The organism is Chitinophaga silvatica (genome assembly GCF_003419895.1).
Classification (GTDB): domain Bacteria; phylum Bacteroidota; class Bacteroidia; order Chitinophagales; family Chitinophagaceae; genus Chitinophaga; species Chitinophaga silvatica.
The window spans coordinates 277,770-294,450 of record NZ_QPMM01000012.1 but is presented as its reverse complement, the minus strand read 5'-3'; the positions used below and the strand labels follow the sequence as shown (position 1 = coordinate 294,450).

The following is a 16,681-nucleotide window of genomic DNA, read 5'->3' as shown; positions in this document are numbered from 1 at the left end:
TCATAAAAGAAAAAAAATTTGCTTCTTAAATTCTAAGCTTTACTTTTGTAAAAACACATCTACCTCCAATGAAAGGTAATAATGCAAATAATATTAATCAGATCATAGCAAGGCTCAACGGAGTCCTCGCTATCGTCGTGATTATTATTATTGTCATTATTGGAAACCAATATGGAGGATAGCTAACGTACATACAATAACCTGATATACAGCCTTCCTCCGCAACGAGGAAGGCTTTTTTTTTGCCTTAATTCGTCATTTATGAACAGCTACTACAACCACCAAACCATCATCTACCTCGATGGTGAGTTTACCAAAGCCTCCTCTGCTTCCACAGATCTGTATGGCCAGTCACTCCACTACGGCTATGCCGCTTTTGAAGGTATTCGTGCATACAAAACCGTTAGTGGTGATGTCCGCATATTCAAAGCCCATGAACATTTTGAGCGACTAAAACGCTCCTGCGAATTAATTCATATCCCTTACAAATTTGATAACAAGGAACTAATAGATGCTTGTTACAAAGTATTGGAAATGAACGGTATGGATGAAGCATATATAAGACCTCTGGTGTTTTGCCCTCCTTTAATGACACTAAAACCTGCTGAAACTTCCTCTATCCTGATTGCCGCCTGGGGCTGGGGGGCCTATTTAGGTGAAGATCTGCTCAGGGTTATGACTTCCTCTTTCGAACGCCCTAATCCTAAGGCTTTTATGATCGAATCAAAATCTTCCGGCTTGTATATCAACTCTATACTCGCTACGCAGGAAGCCAAAGAAAAAGGATTTGATGAAGCTTTATTGCTGGATATCAATGGCTTTGTTGCCGAGGCTTCCGGCGCCAACATCTTCTATGAAAAGGATGGTAAAGTATATACGCCTCCATTGGGTCATATACTCCCTGGTATTACCCGGGCCACTCTTATAGAATTATGTAATGAATTAAATATTCCATTAGAAGAAAAGAAATTCACTATCAATGACTTGAAGAGTGCTGATGCTGCATTTTTATGTGGTACAGCAGCAGAAGTTGCCGGAATGAAATCACTGGATGAGTATGAATTTCCTAAGACCTGGGAGCGTTCTGTTGGCTACAGGTTGCAACAGGCTTACAAAAACAGGGTAGTAGAAAGATCCTCAGAATTAGTATAGCCGCCACCGTGAGAATACAATGCGATTTAATGGCTGTTTTTCATGATAATTTTAAAGGAATTTCAGAATTATCTCAGCAGCTTTTGACCCTTGAATGTTGTAAATCGGGTTGGTAAGTATTCCCTCTGGTAAAGGGTTTTATCGATAAAAGCACAGATTTGAATACCGGCTAATGAGTAAATATTTGGTTTGAATTTAAAGCCGCTACCGGGTATTTTGTGCAGAAGTTTTAAAATAGGGTTATTGTAAAACAGGGTAACCTGATAATTATAAAGCAATGGAATTAAACAAATACAGCAAAACGATCACTCAAGATCCTACTCAGCCTGCCACACAGGCTCAGTTATATGCTCTCGGCTTAACAGAAGCAGATTTGAATAAGGCGCAGGTTGGTATTGTTAGTATGGGTTATGATGGTAATCCTTGCAATATGCACCTCAACGATTTAGCTCAGGAAGTAAAGAAAGGTGTTTGGGCAAATGATCTTGTAGGCCTGATTTTCAATACTATCGGAGTAAGTGATGGTATGACCAACGGAACTCCGGGTATGCGCTTCTCTCTCGTAAGCCGTGATCTGATTGCTGATTCTATTGAAACAGTTGTTGCAGCACAATATTATGACGGAGTAATTGCTATTCCGGGTTGTGATAAAAATATGCCTGGTTCCCTCATGGCTATGGGTCGTTTAAACCGCCCTGCTATCATGGTTTATGGCGGTTCTACCGCTCCGGGCAAATATAAAGGTCAGGATCTGAACATCGTTTCTGCTTTTGAAGCTTTGGGTCAGAGAATGGCTGGAAAGCTCGATGAGGGCGACTTTAAAGGTATTGTACAAAATGCTTGTCCGGGTGCCGGTGCTTGCGGTGGTATGTACACTGCCAACACTATGTCTTCAGCTATCGAAGCACTGGGTATGAGCTTACCTTATAGCTCTTCTAACCCTGCATTGAGTCAGGATAAAAGAGACGAGTGTGTTGCTGCTGGTGAGTATATCAAATTGCTGTTGGCAAGAGATATCAAACCAAGTGATATTATGACCAGGGAAGCATTTGAAAATGCTTTAACGGTAATCATAGCAATGGGTGGAAGTACCAATGCTGTACTGCATTTCATTGCTATCGCAAAATCTGTTGGAATGAATCTCACTATCGATGATTTCCAACGCGTGAGCGATAAAACTCCATTGATCGCAGACCTGAAACCAAGTGGTAAATACCTGATGGAAGATCTGCACAATATTGGTGGTGTGCCTTTGGTGATGAAGTATCTGTTAAAGAAAGGGTTTCTGCATGGCGATTGCATAACTGTTACAGGAAAAACGCTTGCAGAAAATCTGGAATCAGTTCCGGATCTGGATTTCGAATCACAAGACATCATTGTGCCGCTCGAACAACCAATTAAACAAACAGGTCATATTCAGATTCTTTACGGAAACCTGGCTACCGGCGGTGCTGTTGCTAAGATCACCGGTAAGGAAGGCGAGCGATTCAGAGGCCCTGCAAGGATCTTTGAAGGAGAATATGAACTGATCGCAGGAATCACTTCAGGCAAAGTGAAGGAAGGAGATGTTGTCGTCATTCGCCAGGTGGGCCCTAAAGGAGCTCCCGGCATGCCAGAGATGTTGAAACCTACGAGTGCGATTATGGGTGTCGGTTTGGGTAAAAGTGTTGCTTTGATTACTGATGGCCGCTTCTCTGGTGGAACACATGGCTTTGTAGTGGGTCATATTACTCCCGAAGCTTTTGAAGGTGGTAATATAGCCCTGGTAAAAGAAAATGATATTATTGAAATAGATGCAACCAAAAATTTCATCAATGTAGAATTAAGTGATGAAGAACTGGCAGCACGCCGTGCCGCCTGGACACAACCTGCATTGAAAGCATCTAATGGAATCTTATTTAAGTACGCAAAACTTGTTAAAAATGCAACAGAAGGATGTGTTACAGATGAAGCCTGAGATTACTGATAAGCAGTTAACTGCCAAGCCAACTATCACAGGTTCTGAAGCCGTGATCCGCTCTCTGATAGCAGAAGGTGTAGACACTATCTTTGGCTACCCTGGTGGGGCTATTATGCCTATCTACGACGCACTTTACGATTTTCAAGATCAGGTTCACCATATACTTGTAAGGCACGAACAAGGTGCCACTCACGCCGCTCAGGGCTTTGCCCGTAGTTCTGGCAAGGTAGGTGTTGCTTTCGCAACTTCCGGCCCGGGTGCTACCAATCTCGTAACCGGATTAGCGGATGCCTACATGGATAGTACTCCGATTGTATGTATCACCGGTCAGGTGGCTGCTGCTCTTTTAGGTACTGATGCCTTCCAGGAAACAGATGTAATCGGCATTACCATGCCAATTACTAAATGGAATATTCAGGTAACCCGCGCGGAAGATATTCCGGCTGCCATCGCAAAAGCATTCTATATCGCCCGTACCGGCCGCCCAGGCCCTGTATTGGTAGATATTACCAAGAATGCGCAATTTGGTGAATTCGAATATGAGCATAAAAAATGCGAATATATCCGCAGCTATCAACCGCTGCCTGAACTCAATAAATCTGCCGTAGCCGAAGCTGCTGCACTGATCAACCAGGCAAAGAAACCTTTCATCCTGTGCGGACACGGTGTACTGCTCTCAGGTGCTGAAAAGGAATTGATTAACCTGGCAGAGAAAGCTGAAATTCCAATCGGTTCTACACTGCTGGGATTATCTTCCGTACCGGTAGATCACCCGCTGTATGTAGGTTTACTGGGTATGCATGGTAACTATGCGCCTAACCTGCTAACCGGCGATGCCGATGTAATTATTGCAGTGGGTATGCGCTTCGATGATCGTGTAACCGGCGACGTTAGCTGCTATGTGCCTAATGCCAAAGTTATTCACATCGAAATCGATGCTGCCGAAATCCATAAAATCATTCGTGCCGACGTTCCGGTTCATGCCGATGCCAAAGAAGCTTTACGCGAATTACTTCCACTGGTAAATAATGCCCGTCATGAAGCCTGGCTGGAAGAATTCAGAAAAGCCGAAAAGAAGGAATACGAAAAAGTTCAGGAGAAAGAACTCTATCCAAAACAACAGGAGCTGAAAATGGCTGAAGTTGTTCGCCTCATCTCCGAAAAAACCAATCGCGAAGCTATTCTGGTAACAGACGTAGGTCAGCACCAAATGGTGGCTTCCCGTTACTACCGTTTCAAAAATCCAAATACCAACATCACTTCCGGTGGTATGGGAACTATGGGCTTCTGCCTTCCTGCCGCTATGGGTGCTAAAGTAGGTGCTCAGGATAAAACTGTAGTAGGCGTTATCGGTGATGGCTGTTTCCAGATGACTTTACAGGAATTGGGTACTATCTATCAGTCTCAGATCGGAGTGAAGATCGTAATCCTGAATAATAACTTCCTGGGAATGGTAAGACAATGGCAACAACTGTTCTTCGACAAGCGCTATTCATCTACCGAAATGGTCAATCCAGACTTTATTCAAATTGCTAAAGGATTCTTCATCCCAGGGCAAAAAGTTACCGAACGTGATAACCTCTCTGCAGCAATTGATGCAATGCTGGCACACGACGGAGCTTATGTACTCGAAGTAGTGGTAGAAAAAGAAGACAACGTATTCCCAATGGTTCCTGCCGGGGCTCCGCTGTCGACCATTCGCTTAGAGTAGAATCTTTATTGATCATTTTGAAATTCACAACAGAGGTATATGCAAAAAGAATATACAGTTACGGTATATACGGAAGATCGTATAGGTATTACCAACCGTATCACCATCATTTTTACCCGTAGAGGAATTAATATCACCAGTCTTACTACTGCTGAAACAGAAATACCTGGTGTATATAAATTCGTAATAACGGTGATGTCTACACGTGAAAAGCTGGAAAAAGTAGTCGGACAAATAGAAAGACTGATAGAAATTCACCGTGCCTTTGTGCATGATGAAGATGAAGTAGTATATCAGGAGCTCGCTTTGTATAAGATATCTACTAAATCGTTGGAGCAGGGAGATATTGAACGAGTGATCCGCGAAAACCAGGCAAGGATTCTTACTATTACTTCTGAATATTTTGTAATAGAAAAGACCGGTCATCAGCAGGAGCTGTTAGATTTCACCAAAGTACTCGAGCCATATGGACTCATCGAGTATACAAAGAGTGGAAGAGTGGCTATCATTAAATGGAGCCGCCGATTCCACGAACATCTTAAAGATCTGCAAAAGAAAGAAGCTGCTATCAGCTAAGAAAATTATAAATCATTATTCATTCAAATCACGCGCGCTGCTAACAGGGTTGTTTGCAGCTAAAGCAAAAAAATCAACACATGGCAACCATCAATTTTGGAGGAGTACTCGAGCAAGTAGTAACCAGAGAAGAATTCCCTATGGAAAAAGCTAGGGAAGTGCTGAAAAACGAAGTGATTGCGGTTATTGGATACGGGGTACAAGGCCCTGGTCAGGCACTGAACTTGAAAGACAACGGCTTTAATGTAATCGTTGGACAACGTAAAAATTCTAAAACCTGGGATAAAGCAGTAGCTGATGGCTGGGTTCCTGGTGAAACATTATTCGACATCGAAGAAGCTGCACAAAAAGGTACCATTATTCAATTCCTGTTATCAGATGCTGGTCAGATTACTTTATGGCCTACACTGAAACAACACCTCACTCCAGGTAAGGCATTGTACTTCTCTCACGGTTTTGGTATTACTTATAAAGAACAAACTGGTATTATTCCGCCTGCTGATGTAGATGTGATTCTGGTTGCCCCTAAAGGTTCTGGTACCTCTCTGCGTCGTCTGTTCCTGGCTGGTCAGGGTCTGAACTCTAGCTTTGCTATCTTCCAGGATGCAACTGGCCGCGCTAAAGAACGCGTAGTAGCTTTAGGTATTGGTGTTGGTTCTGGTTACCTGTTCGAAACAGATTTCAAGAAAGAAGTATTCTCCGACTTAACCGGCGAACGCGGTTCTCTGATGGGCTGTATCCAGGGTATCTTCGCAGCTCAGTACGAAACCCTGCGTAAAAATGGTCACTCTCCTTCCGAAGCTTTCAACGAAACAGTAGAAGAACTTACTCAGTCTCTCATGCCACTGGTTGCAGAAAATGGTATGGACTGGATGTATGCAAACTGCTCTACTACTGCTCAACGCGGAGCTTTAGACTGGTGGAAGAAATTTAAAACTGCTACCCAACCAGTATTTGATGAATTGTATGCAAGTGTTGCTGCAGGTCATGAAGCTGCTCGTTCTATCTCTTCAAACAGCACTGCCGACTATCGCGAAAAGCTGAACGAAGAACTGAAAGAACTTCGCGAAAGCGAAATGTGGCAAGCTGGTGCTGCAGTACGTAAACTGCGCCCTAACGCTTAATTAATTTAACAGTAATAGTTACAATGGCTATTCATTTCCGAATTATTGAAATTATTGGCTAGAGGATTTATTAGTATTAGCTTTAGTGCTGTATTAGTAAATGCTCCTGTCAATCTTTTCGGTAATTCGGAATAGAATGGCCATTTGTTTTTTAAATTGATGTTATGTCTCAAGTGAAGAACGGTGTCAATTCTTTGAATATACTCGATGCGGCGGTCAAATTGAAACCCGTCGTAAACCGAACCCCATTAACATATAATGCAAACCTCTCCAGAAGGTATAATTGCCAAGTATATCTGAAAAGAGAAGATATGCAGATTGTTCGCTCCTATAAACTCCGTGGAGCCTATAATCTTATCAGCAGTTTATCTACCGATGTACTGGCCAAAGGTGTTACCTGTGCCAGTGCCGGTAATCATGCCCAGGGCTTCGCTTATGCCTGCAAAGCTCTGAATATCAAAGGCGTTGTATTCATGCCGGTTATCACACCAAAGCAAAAAGTTAATCAGGTTAATATGTTTGGCGGAAGCAATATCGAAATTCGCCTTGTTGGCGATACTTTCGATGATTGTGCCGCTGAAGCGCAAACTTTTACCCAAGCTAATAACATGACCTTCATCCCTCCTTTCGATAATGAAAAAATCATCGAAGGACAAGGTACTGTGGCCGTAGAAATACTGGAAGACCTGCCAGGAATCGACTATATATTCGTTCCGGTAGGAGGCGGGGGACTGGCATCAGGGGTAGGTACCTATTTTCAGACCTATAGCCCTAATACAAAAATTATTGGAGTGGAACCCGAAGGTGCTCCTTCTATGACAAAAGCCCTGGAAGTTGGCGAACCCGTTACCCTCTCGGAAATAGAACGCTTTGTAGATGGCGCAGCTGTTAAAACAGTAGGTAAACTCAATTTTCAGATCTGTAAGGAAGTACTGCATGCAATGCATTTAGTACCTGAAGGCAGGGTATGTTCAACAATACTCAGATTATATAATGAAGATGCTATTGTCGTAGAACCTGCTGGCGCTTTATCAATAGCCGTGCTCGACGATTATGCCGAACAGATTAAGGGTAAAAAAGTTGTTTGCGTTGTAAGTGGTAGCAATAATGATATCGACAGAATGCAGGAGATCAAAGAACGCTCTTTACTCTACGAAGGCTTAAAACATTACTTTATTGTACGATTTGCACAACGACCAGGCGCTCTGAAAGAATTTGTAAATCATATACTCGGACCTAACGATGATATCACCAGGTTCGAATATATGCAGAAACATAATAAAGAGATAGGACCCGCGCTGGTAGGGATTGAATTAAAGTACAGAGAAGATTACCATAAGCTGATCAATAACCTTAAAAAATATAATTTTCAATTTACTGAGATCAATAGAGACGATAATCTGTTTAGTTATCTGGTGTAATTAGATGTGATTTATACCAATATTCTAATCGTTTTTGAATTTCTTCTAGTAGTTGCTGATTGTTACGAAATGTGAAGTTTGTTGCAATAAGTTGATTTAGTTTCTGAGTCGCATCCCTTCCTGATAGGAAGTTTGCTTCTACCATTTTATCAAAGATCCAGATCATTCCATGATATTCAATATTATTATTTTTGCATAATTACGAACTACTTTATCACTACTTAAGATAGAAGCATTTAGTTTGTTTGCAACAAATAGTACAGATTTGTCTGTTTCAGATAACGATTTAGGATAGGATGTTGAATGAATTTCAAGAAAGTCTTGCTCACTAAGAATATGAATTGAAAGCCTGTCTGTTTTTTGATAGGCTTTCAAAATATTTTACTGTTCCGAATACAGCTCAAAATATACAGCAGAGGTTGTATGAATTTCAATTTCAAGATTGAAAAACGGTGTAATCAGATTTAGATCAAAAAGATCTATAAAGATGCAAGCATCCGTAATAGCAATTTTGATTTTCATTCTCGAACAGATATGGTGGGTTAACTTTTTGAATTTAGATCAAAGGGCCATACATTTTTTTAAATTCCGCTAAGGATTGATTACATAAAGCTGCCGCTTTAGATATTGATATTTGCCCTTCTACTAAAGCTCTGAACAGTAATTGCTCAAAACGACTACTTTCTTCAATGCCTTCATATTCTATAGGTTCATCAATTTTCCAATTCATTTGTTTTAAAAAAAAGAAAAACTGTTTGGTATAATGATCATTAATAATTCCACAATCATTGGCCCTCATTATTATCGCCTGTATAGAAATTCCATATTGCTGTTTAATATTTCCCAGTTCCAGAATACTAAGTTTATTGCGATGAGAACCTAATTCAGCTTTAATGGTTTCATCGGGTAGCAGCATAGCTCCCGCAAATTGATGGCATAAGATTTCCTTCTGTTTACCTGTTTTATCAAATTTTAACAAAAGATGTGCTAACTCATGAAGTAATGTAAATCTTATTCTGTCGGACTTCGCACCCTTTTTTGTATTATATGCAATAACAGGAATAGAACCATTTACATAGGTTTGAAGGCCATCTATATTTTCATCTATAGCCAGTTTGAGAACTTTTATATTTTTGTCTTCCAGCAACTCAACAACATTGCAAATTGAAACTTTACCCAATCCCCATTTTTCTCTTAGAAGGGTTGCTGCCTTATTAACCTCTGTATATGATGATGTAACAGGGGTTGCAGCCAATGGGTTATTAAATTTGCCATCCACCCCCAAAATTTCCTCCAATTCCAAAAACCGGGAAAGATATTCCCTGGTTTTTTCATGGATAACAGCCACTTCTTTTTGTGGCATCTTGTTTAGTTTCCTATATTCAATATCGCTTAGCTCAACTTTGGTAGTTCTGAAAAAATAATCTGCACTCACATTCAAAGCTTTGCTTAATGCATTAATCTTTTCTGCATCAGGAATAACTTCTCCTTTCTCGTAGCGATGTAATGCCTGGCGGGTTAACCTGTTTCCCATAGCATCCGCCAATTTCTGTAAGGAATAACCATTCATTAGGCGAGCCGATTTTAAGCGTTCTGCAAATACTTCTTTTATCTCCATCCTTATTTCAATATTTATAATATAAATATAACATTTTTTAGTTGACAAATTTATTAATAATTGACATTTTTGTAAACCATTATTAAGAAGTTCATCCATCTGCCTGTTTGTTACCCTGCAGAAAATTCCTACCTTAAACCGTAATTCTTGAAACCATGGAACTAAATCTCACAAATAAGGTAGCTATCGTAACCGGTGGCAGTAAAGGCATCGGAAGAGGCATTGCTGAAGCATTGGCAAAGGAAGGCGCAAAAGTGGTTATTTCTGCACGCAATATCGATGAACTGGAAGATACCGCGGCAACCTTACGACTACACGAAGTTGAAGTAACAGCTATTGCTGCCGATATGACCAAGGAAAGTGATCTGGAAGCGCTGGTGCATGAAACAATTAGCCGTTATGGACATATCGATATCCTGGTCAACAATGCCGGCGGGATCGATGCTTTCGGTCCATTGGAAACCATATCCCTGCAACAGTGGCGGAATATCTTTGACGTGAATTTCTTCGGACTGGTAGCTCTTACAAGCATGGTGATTCCTCATTTGAAAAAGCAGGGTGGGGGTAGAATTATCAATATCTCATCTGAAAATGGTGAGCAACCCGATCCGAATATGGGGCATTACAACGCTACTAAAGCCGCCCTGAATAGCTATTCCAAAACATTAGCCGAAAACTATGGAAAGGATAATATCCTTGTAAATACTGTTTCTCCGGCTTTTATTAAAACCCCTTTGGTAGATGATATGCTCGAAGGAATTGCCAAAGAGAAAGGAATATCGCTTCGGGAAGCTGCCAAAGCATTTCTGAAAGAGAACAGACCATATCAGGTATTGGGCAGACCCGGAACTCCGGAGGAAGTAGGTAGTCTCGTTGCTTTCCTGGCTTCTGAAAAAGCATCATTTATTACAGGCGCAATATTCAGAGTTGACGGTGGCTCTGTAGGATCAGTTTAATTTTAACTTATGCTCAGTTATTGGGAGAAGTCGAGCTTTTTACACTACGATTATATCATTATAGGGAGCGGAATTGTTGGGTTATCTGCTGCTTTAAGTTTGAAGACCCTTGCACCTCAAAGTAGTGTACTGGTTTTGGAAAGAGGGATGTTGCCTACCGGTGCCAGCACAAAGAATGCTGGTTTTGCCTGTATTGGTAGCCTCACAGAAATCCTGGCAGACTTGAAAACAATGCCTCCTGCCCAGGTTGTGGAGCTGGTAAACTTAAGGAGAACCGGGCTTCAGTTACTAAGAAGCCGATTAGGTGATGAAAATATTGGCTATAAGGAAAATGGTAGCTTCGAATTAATAGGTACAAAAGAGGAAGGAGCACTGGAACAGTTATCGGCCGTCAACGTATTATTAAATGAGCTTTTCGACGGACAGCCTGCCTTTACCAGGGTAGATTACCTGATAGATTCTTTCGGGTTTCATAAACCAGCTGTGAGTGCCTTAATCAGCAATAATTTTGAAGGTGAACTTCATACCGGCAAGATGATGAAGGCGCTGATTAACCTGGCTCTTAGAAATGGTATTGAGATTAAAACAGGTTGTGAGGTAACTGAAATTAATGATTATAATACCAGTGTAGGCGTAGCTGTTCACGATGCCCTGATGAGAGAGGAAATTGTTTTTTCTGCTAAGAAAGTACTGGTTTGTACTAATGCATTTACCCGAAAATTGCTCCCAAGTGAACCACTTGTGCCGGGAAGAGGTCAAGTTTTGATTACTGATCCTATTCCTGATCTGCCTTTTAAAGGAGTATTTCATATGGAGGAAGGGTATTATTACTTCAGGGAAATAGATGGCCGGGTGCTTTTTGGAGGAGGGCGGCAATTGGATTTTGAAGGGGAAACTTCCACTGAATTCAGATTTAACGACCGTATTCAACAAGAGTTAAACCACCTGCTACAAACAGTAATTCTCCCGGGCCGTAATTTTTCAATTGCCGACAGGTGGACGGGCATAATGGCTTTTGGTGAAACCAAACAACCACTTATTCACCACTATTCCGATAATGTAATCGTTGGTGTTAGAATGGGCGGAATGGGAGTAGCCATCGGGTCAAAGGTGGGAGAAATGATTGCCGGCATGACGTTTAACAGTTAATTTTTTCCAAATACTTGCATGGTGCAATTCTGTGCCATATATTTATTTTTTATTTCCACGATAAGGCATTTGGTAGATACCCACTAACCTCCGCACACAGGGCTAACGGCAACTACTAAAATAGATTTTTTATGACTGTATAGGTACCTTTTGTCTATTAAAAGGGTACTATTTGTTTCTATTTTAATTAATAGATTATGATATGTTATTTAAATATATAGTTTTGATCCGCTGGATTACCGATGCCATTAAGATCTAAATTATTCCTTTGAAAGCGTATTTTTTACATTTATTCGTATATTGATCCGCCAAAATTTTTATAACCACGTTTGAACGTTATGCAAACAAAATCCTTACACATCTTAGATTACCTGGTATTCCTGGTATACTTTGTAATAGTAGCCGGTTATGGTTACTATATCTATCACAAGAAGAAAAAGGCGACAACTGATTCGAAAGACTTTTTCCTGGCGGAAGGTTCCCTTACCTGGTGGGCTATCGGTGCTTCTTTGATTGCTTCCAATATCTCTGCTGAGCAGTTTATCGGAATGTCGGGAAGCGGATTTAGCATGGGTCTGGCTATTTCTACCTACGAATGGATGGCTGCTGCTACTCTCATTGTTGTTGCTGTATTTTTTCTGCCCATCTATCTGAAAAACAAGATTTATACAATGCCCCAGTTCCTGGAGCGCAGGTATAACCAAACAGTAGCCACTATCATGGCCGTTTTCTGGTTACTCCTGTATGTTGTGGTAAATCTAACTTCTATCCTCTTCCTGGGAGCACTGGCGGTATCTACTATTTCCGGGCTCGACTTCTATCTCTGTATGATTATGCTGGCATTTTTTGCTATCCTCATCACATTGGGAGGTATGAAGGTTATTGGATATACAGATGTTATTCAGGTATTCTTCCTGATTCTGGGTGGCTTAGCTACCACTTACCTGGCACTTGAACTGGTATCTTCCCATTTCGGTACCACGGGAGTTCTTAAAGGTTTCTCTTTAATGACAGAACATGCAGGTGATCATTTCCACATGATCTTAAAGAAAGACAATCCTCATTATCTCGATTTACCCGGATTGAGTGTATTGATCGGTGGGATGTGGATCGTAAACCTGAACTATTGGGGATGTAACCAATACATTACTCAACGTGCTTTGGGTGCCGACTTAAAAACTGCGCGCAGTGGATTACTGTTTGCTGGTTTCCTGAAACTCCTGATGCCTATCATCGTTGTATTACCTGGTATTGCAGCTTATGTACTGTATTCAAATAATTTCGATGATTTTGGTAGAGCGATGACCAAAGGAGATGCGCTAAATCCTGATAATGCTTACCCGGTATTACTGAATCTTTTACCGGCAGGACTGAAAGGACTAGCTTTTGCAGCTCTTACCGCTGCCGTAGTGGCCTCTTTGGCCGGTAAAGCAAATAGTATTTCTACTATTTTCTCTTTAGATATCTATAAGAAAATCTATAATAAAGATGCCGACGAGAAAAAGATCGTAGGAGTAGGTCGTGCAGTCGTAGTTATCACAATGGTAATTGCAATTGTGATCTCCAACTTCCTGGGTATCGACAAAAAAGGTGGTTTCCAGTTCATTCAGGAATATACCGGCTTTGTATCTCCTGGTGTATTTGCCATGTTTGCGCTGGGCTTCTTCTGGAAACGTACTACCTCCAGTGCAGCTATGTTTGCGATGATCGGAGGTTTGCTGATGTCATTTGCGCTGAAATTTCTGCCGAATTGGGTAGATCTTCAGCCATTGTCTCAGATCGGATTCAGCGCGCTTAACGGTGATAGCAAATTGTATGAAATTCCGTTTATAGATCGTATGGGTATTGTGTTTGTGATTTGTGTACTGGGAATGGTAATCATTTCCGTATCAGATAAAGCAAGTGTTAACAATCCTAAAGGTCTGGCTATCGATGCCGGTATGTTTAAACCCAATCTTGGTTTCACTGTTGGCGCATTGCTGATCACAGGAATCCTGATTGCTTTATATACTGTTTTCTGGTAGTAGATTGATTTATTTGTAAGTTTGGCAACCGGATATTTTCTTGCTTTATCTTAAGGCAACGAAATATCCGGTGCCAATTTTAGATTGCTAATTTTTCACGTTATATGTACTTTATAGGTTATGATATTGGTTCATCCTCTGTTAAGGCAGCATTGCTTAATGCCGAAACCGGTGTTGGAGTAGCTTCTGCTACTTCTCCCGAAAAAGAGATGGCCATAGAGGTGCCACATGCCGATTGGGCCGAACAACAACCAGAAAACTGGTGGAAAGAGGTAGTAAATGCAACCGCACTGTTGTTGAAACGTTATCCTGTTGATCCTACTCAGATCAAAGGAATCGGAATCGCTTACCAGATGCATGGTCTGGTTTGTGTGGATAAAGACCAGCAAGTACTTCGCCCATCCATTATCTGGTGCGATAGCCGTGCCGTTGGTATTGGGAATACAGCGTTTAAGAAGTTGGGAGAAGAGTATTGCTTAAGCAACCTGCTAAATTCTCCTGGAAATTTCACCGCTTCAAAGCTCCGCTGGATCAGGGAAAATGAACCGGCCATTTATGAGAAAATTCATAAAATAATGCTCCCTGGCGACTATATAGCCATGAAACTTACGGGAGAAGCTTGTACAACTGTTTCCGGTTTATCGGAAGGTACTTTCTGGAATTTCAATAAAAAGGAAGTAGATAAAGAATTATTAAAGTATTACGATATTGATGAAAAGCTGTTGTCGGCTATCGTTCCTACTTTTGGCCACCAGGGCACTTTAACAGCTGCAGCTGCTGCAACGTTAAACCTGGCGCCAGGAACCCCGGTTACTTACAGAGCCGGTGATCAGCCAAACAACGCATTTTCCCTGAATGTATTACAACCCGGGGAAGCCGCCACCACTGCGGGTACCTCTGGTGTAGTATATGCGGTGCATGACAAAAATGATTTCGACCCGCAAAGTCGTGTAAATACTTTTGTTCACGTTAATAACGATGCTGCACATACGAGAAATGGTGTGCTCATGTGCTTAAACGGAACTGGTATTGCAAATAGCTGGTTGAAAAACATGGTTGGCGATATTAGCTATCCCGAAATGAACGACTTGGCCGCCACTTCCCCAATCGGTGCAAATGGCTTACAGGTATTCCCTTTCGGTAATGGAGCCGAACGTATCCTGGAAAATAAAACTCCGGGTGCCACCGTTAAGAACCTCGATTTCAACAGACATAACCGCGCATTCATGATGAGAGCCGTTCAGGAAGGAATCGTATTCGGACTGAACTACGGTATGGATATCATGACACAAATGAACCTCAACATCAAACGCGTAAGAGCAGGTAATGCCAATATGTTCCTGAGCCCATTATTCCGCCAGGCTTTTGCCAATACGGCTAATGTGGTAATTGAACTTTACAATACCGACGGGGCGCAGGGTGCTGCCAGAGGTGCCGCAATCGGTGCCGGTTATGTAAATGAAACCGAAGCGTTCAATGGAATGGAATGCCTATCAGTCATAGAACCTGATGCATCCGTCCATCAACAATATCAGGAGATTTATGCGAATTGGGTAACAACTCTTCGTAAATTACTCCAATAGCGGAAACAGATTAGTATAAAGCATTTTAAACCCACATTAGTTATGAGTATTACATTAGGTAACAAAGAGTATTTTAAAGGGATTGGCGAGATAAAATTTGAAGGCCCCCAGTCAGACAATCCACTAGCCTATAAGTGGTATGACGAGAATCGCATTATTGCTGGTAAATCAATGAAAGAACTGTTCAGATTTGCTGTGTCTTACTGGCATACCTTCTGCGGAACCGGTGGCGATCCATTCGGCCCTGGTACCAAACATTTCCCATGGCTTACTGCATCAGATGCCGTTCAAAGCGCTAAAGATAAAATGGATGCGGCTTTCGAATTCATTACCAAAATGGGATTGCCATACTATTGCTTCCATGATATTGACCTGGTAGATGAAGGTGCTAACCTTGCTGAATATGAAGGCCGTATGCAACAAATAGTTGCCTATGCTAAAGAAAAGCAAAAAGCAAGTGGCGTTAAATTACTGTGGGGAACTGCCAATGTATTCAGTAACCCTCGTTATATGAACGGTGCTTCCACTAATCCGGATTTTGCTGCTGTAGCCTATGCTGGTGCACAGGTTAAAAACTCTCTGGATGCAACTATTGCACTGGGTGGTGAAAACTATGTGTTCTGGGGTGGCCGTGAAGGTTATATGACTTTGTTGAACACCGATATGAAACGCGAACAGGAACACCTGGCCCGTTTCCTCACTATAGCTCGTGATTATGCCCGCAAACAAGGGTTTAAAGGTACTTTCTTCATAGAACCTAAACCTTGCGAGCCTACGAAACATCAATACGACTACGATTCTGCTACTGTAATCGGCTTCCTGCGCCACTTTGGCCTGGATAAGGATTTTAAACTAAACATCGAAGTAAACCACGCTACCCTGGCCGGACATACTTTCCAACACGAACTCCAGGTAGCTGCTGATGCTGGCATGTTAGGCAGCATCGATGCAAACCGTGGTGATGCTCAGAATGGTTGGGATACCGATCAATTCCCAACTAACCTGAACGACCTTATCGAAAGTATGTTGGTAATCCTTGATGCCGGTGGTTTAGCTGGTGGTGGAGTAAACTTCGACGCTAAAACCCGTCGTAACTCTACCGACCTCGAAGATATCTTCCATGCTCATATCGGCGGTATCGATACTTTTGCAAGAGCTGCCATCGTTGCGGAAAAAGTGCTGAACAACACACCTTACAAACAATTCCGTAAAGATCGTTACGCTTCTTTCGACAGTGGTAAAGGTCATGATTTTGAAACTGGTAAACTAACGTTGGAAGACCTCCGCAATTTCGCTGCTGAAAATGGAGAACCTAAACAAATCAGCGGTAAACAAGAATGGCTGGAGAATCTGATCAACGCTAATATCTAATATAGTTGCTCGCAAAGAAGGTAAGTTTTTTGAAGA

General features: G+C 41.6%; 12 protein-coding genes. 11 read left to right on the top strand and 1 reads right to left on the bottom strand.

The genetic code is table 11. The features are described 5' to 3' along the window. The first annotated feature begins 261 nt into the window (after nucleotides 1-261). The 6 genes from DVR12_RS22325 to ilvA all read left to right on the top strand — a co-directional run bounded on the left by DVR12_RS22325 (nucleotide 262) and on the right by ilvA (nucleotide 7,944). Nucleotides 262-1,152, top strand: coding sequence for a branched-chain amino acid transaminase (locus tag DVR12_RS22325; protein WP_116978020.1), 891 nt, complete (start codon nucleotides 262-264; stop codon nucleotides 1,150-1,152). 277 nt (nucleotides 1,153-1,429) lie between these two features. Beyond that, nucleotides 1,430-3,109, top strand: a complete 1,680-nt coding sequence (gene ilvD / locus DVR12_RS22315; protein ID WP_116978018.1) for a dihydroxy-acid dehydratase — start codon at nucleotides 1,430-1,432, stop codon at nucleotides 3,107-3,109. Continuing rightward, nucleotides 3,075-4,823 carry a biosynthetic-type acetolactate synthase large subunit gene (ilvB, locus tag DVR12_RS22310; protein ID WP_317126775.1) on the top strand — a complete coding sequence of 583 codons (1,749 nt, stop codon included), beginning with the start codon at nucleotides 3,075-3,077 and terminating at the stop codon, nucleotides 4,821-4,823. Before ilvD ends, ilvB begins: the two co-directional genes overlap by 35 nt. Before the next feature lie 39 nt (nucleotides 4,824-4,862). After that, nucleotides 4,863-5,399: an acetolactate synthase small subunit gene (gene ilvN / locus DVR12_RS22305; RefSeq protein ID WP_116978017.1), complete on the top strand. Its 537-nt coding sequence runs from the start codon at nucleotides 4,863-4,865 to the stop codon at nucleotides 5,397-5,399. A gap of 80 nt (nucleotides 5,400-5,479) precedes the next feature. Then, nucleotides 5,480-6,523, top strand: coding sequence for a ketol-acid reductoisomerase (gene ilvC, locus DVR12_RS22300; RefSeq protein WP_116978016.1), 1,044 nt, complete (start codon nucleotides 5,480-5,482; stop codon nucleotides 6,521-6,523). 164 nt (nucleotides 6,524-6,687) lie between these two features. After that, nucleotides 6,688-7,944 (top strand): threonine ammonia-lyase IlvA, encoded by a 1,257-nt coding sequence (ilvA, locus tag DVR12_RS22295; protein ID WP_116978015.1) that lies wholly within the window; start codon nucleotides 6,688-6,690, stop codon nucleotides 7,942-7,944. A gap of 556 nt (nucleotides 7,945-8,500) precedes the next feature. Here ilvA and DVR12_RS22285 read toward each other — a convergent pair. Then, on the bottom strand, nucleotides 8,501-9,661 hold the full coding sequence (locus DVR12_RS22285; RefSeq protein ID WP_199417175.1) for a helix-turn-helix domain-containing protein: 1,161 nt from the start codon (nucleotides 9,659-9,661) through the stop codon (nucleotides 8,501-8,503). Nucleotides 9,662-9,717: 56 nt separating this feature from the next. Between DVR12_RS22285 and DVR12_RS22280 the strand changes: the two genes are divergently transcribed. The 5 genes from DVR12_RS22280 to xylA all read left to right on the top strand — a co-directional run bounded on the left by DVR12_RS22280 (nucleotide 9,718) and on the right by xylA (nucleotide 16,645). After that, on the top strand, nucleotides 9,718-10,518 hold the full coding sequence (locus DVR12_RS22280) for an SDR family NAD(P)-dependent oxidoreductase (protein ID WP_116978014.1): 801 nt from the start codon (nucleotides 9,718-9,720) through the stop codon (nucleotides 10,516-10,518). 9 nt (nucleotides 10,519-10,527) lie between these two features. Continuing rightward, entirely contained in the window at nucleotides 10,528-11,667 is a 1,140-nt protein-coding gene (locus DVR12_RS22275; RefSeq protein ID WP_116978013.1) for an NAD(P)/FAD-dependent oxidoreductase, read from the top strand. A gap of 338 nt (nucleotides 11,668-12,005) precedes the next feature. Further along, the gene (locus DVR12_RS22270; protein ID WP_116978012.1) at nucleotides 12,006-13,691 is read left to right on the top strand and encodes a sodium/sugar symporter; all 1,686 of its coding nucleotides are present in this window, start codon (nucleotides 12,006-12,008) and stop codon (nucleotides 13,689-13,691) included. 104 nt (nucleotides 13,692-13,795) lie between these two features. After that, on the top strand, nucleotides 13,796-15,274 hold the full coding sequence (locus DVR12_RS22265; protein WP_116978011.1) for a xylulokinase: 1,479 nt from the start codon (nucleotides 13,796-13,798) through the stop codon (nucleotides 15,272-15,274). Between the two features lie 42 nt (nucleotides 15,275-15,316). Then, nucleotides 15,317-16,645 (top strand): xylose isomerase, encoded by a 1,329-nt coding sequence (gene xylA / locus DVR12_RS22260; protein WP_116978010.1) that lies wholly within the window; start codon nucleotides 15,317-15,319, stop codon nucleotides 16,643-16,645. The last annotated feature ends 36 nt before the right edge of the window (nucleotides 16,646-16,681 follow it).

What these genes read in the sequence shown, in the direction of transcription:
- DVR12_RS22325 (WP_116978020.1), top strand. Translation starts at nt 262, where the DNA reads ATGAACAGCTACTACAACCACCAAACCATCATCTACCTCGATGGTGAG.
- ilvD (WP_116978018.1), top strand. Translation starts at nt 1,430, where the DNA reads ATGGAATTAAACAAATACAGCAAAACGATCACTCAAGATCCTACTCAG.
- ilvB (WP_317126775.1), top strand. Translation starts at nt 3,075, where the DNA reads ATGCAACAGAAGGATGTGTTACAGATGAAGCCTGAGATTACTGATAAG.
- ilvN (WP_116978017.1), top strand. Translation starts at nt 4,863, where the DNA reads ATGCAAAAAGAATATACAGTTACGGTATATACGGAAGATCGTATAGGT.
- ilvC (WP_116978016.1), top strand. Translation starts at nt 5,480, where the DNA reads ATGGCAACCATCAATTTTGGAGGAGTACTCGAGCAAGTAGTAACCAGA.
- ilvA (WP_116978015.1), top strand. Translation starts at nt 6,688, where the DNA reads ATGTCTCAAGTGAAGAACGGTGTCAATTCTTTGAATATACTCGATGCG.
- DVR12_RS22285 (WP_199417175.1), bottom strand. Translation starts at nt 9,661, where the DNA reads ATGGATGAACTTCTTAATAATGGTTTACAAAAATGTCAATTATTAATA.
- DVR12_RS22280 (WP_116978014.1), top strand. Translation starts at nt 9,718, where the DNA reads ATGGAACTAAATCTCACAAATAAGGTAGCTATCGTAACCGGTGGCAGT.
- DVR12_RS22275 (WP_116978013.1), top strand. Translation starts at nt 10,528, where the DNA reads ATGCTCAGTTATTGGGAGAAGTCGAGCTTTTTACACTACGATTATATC.
- DVR12_RS22270 (WP_116978012.1), top strand. Translation starts at nt 12,006, where the DNA reads ATGCAAACAAAATCCTTACACATCTTAGATTACCTGGTATTCCTGGTA.
- DVR12_RS22265 (WP_116978011.1), top strand. Translation starts at nt 13,796, where the DNA reads ATGTACTTTATAGGTTATGATATTGGTTCATCCTCTGTTAAGGCAGCA.
- xylA (WP_116978010.1), top strand. Translation starts at nt 15,317, where the DNA reads ATGAGTATTACATTAGGTAACAAAGAGTATTTTAAAGGGATTGGCGAG.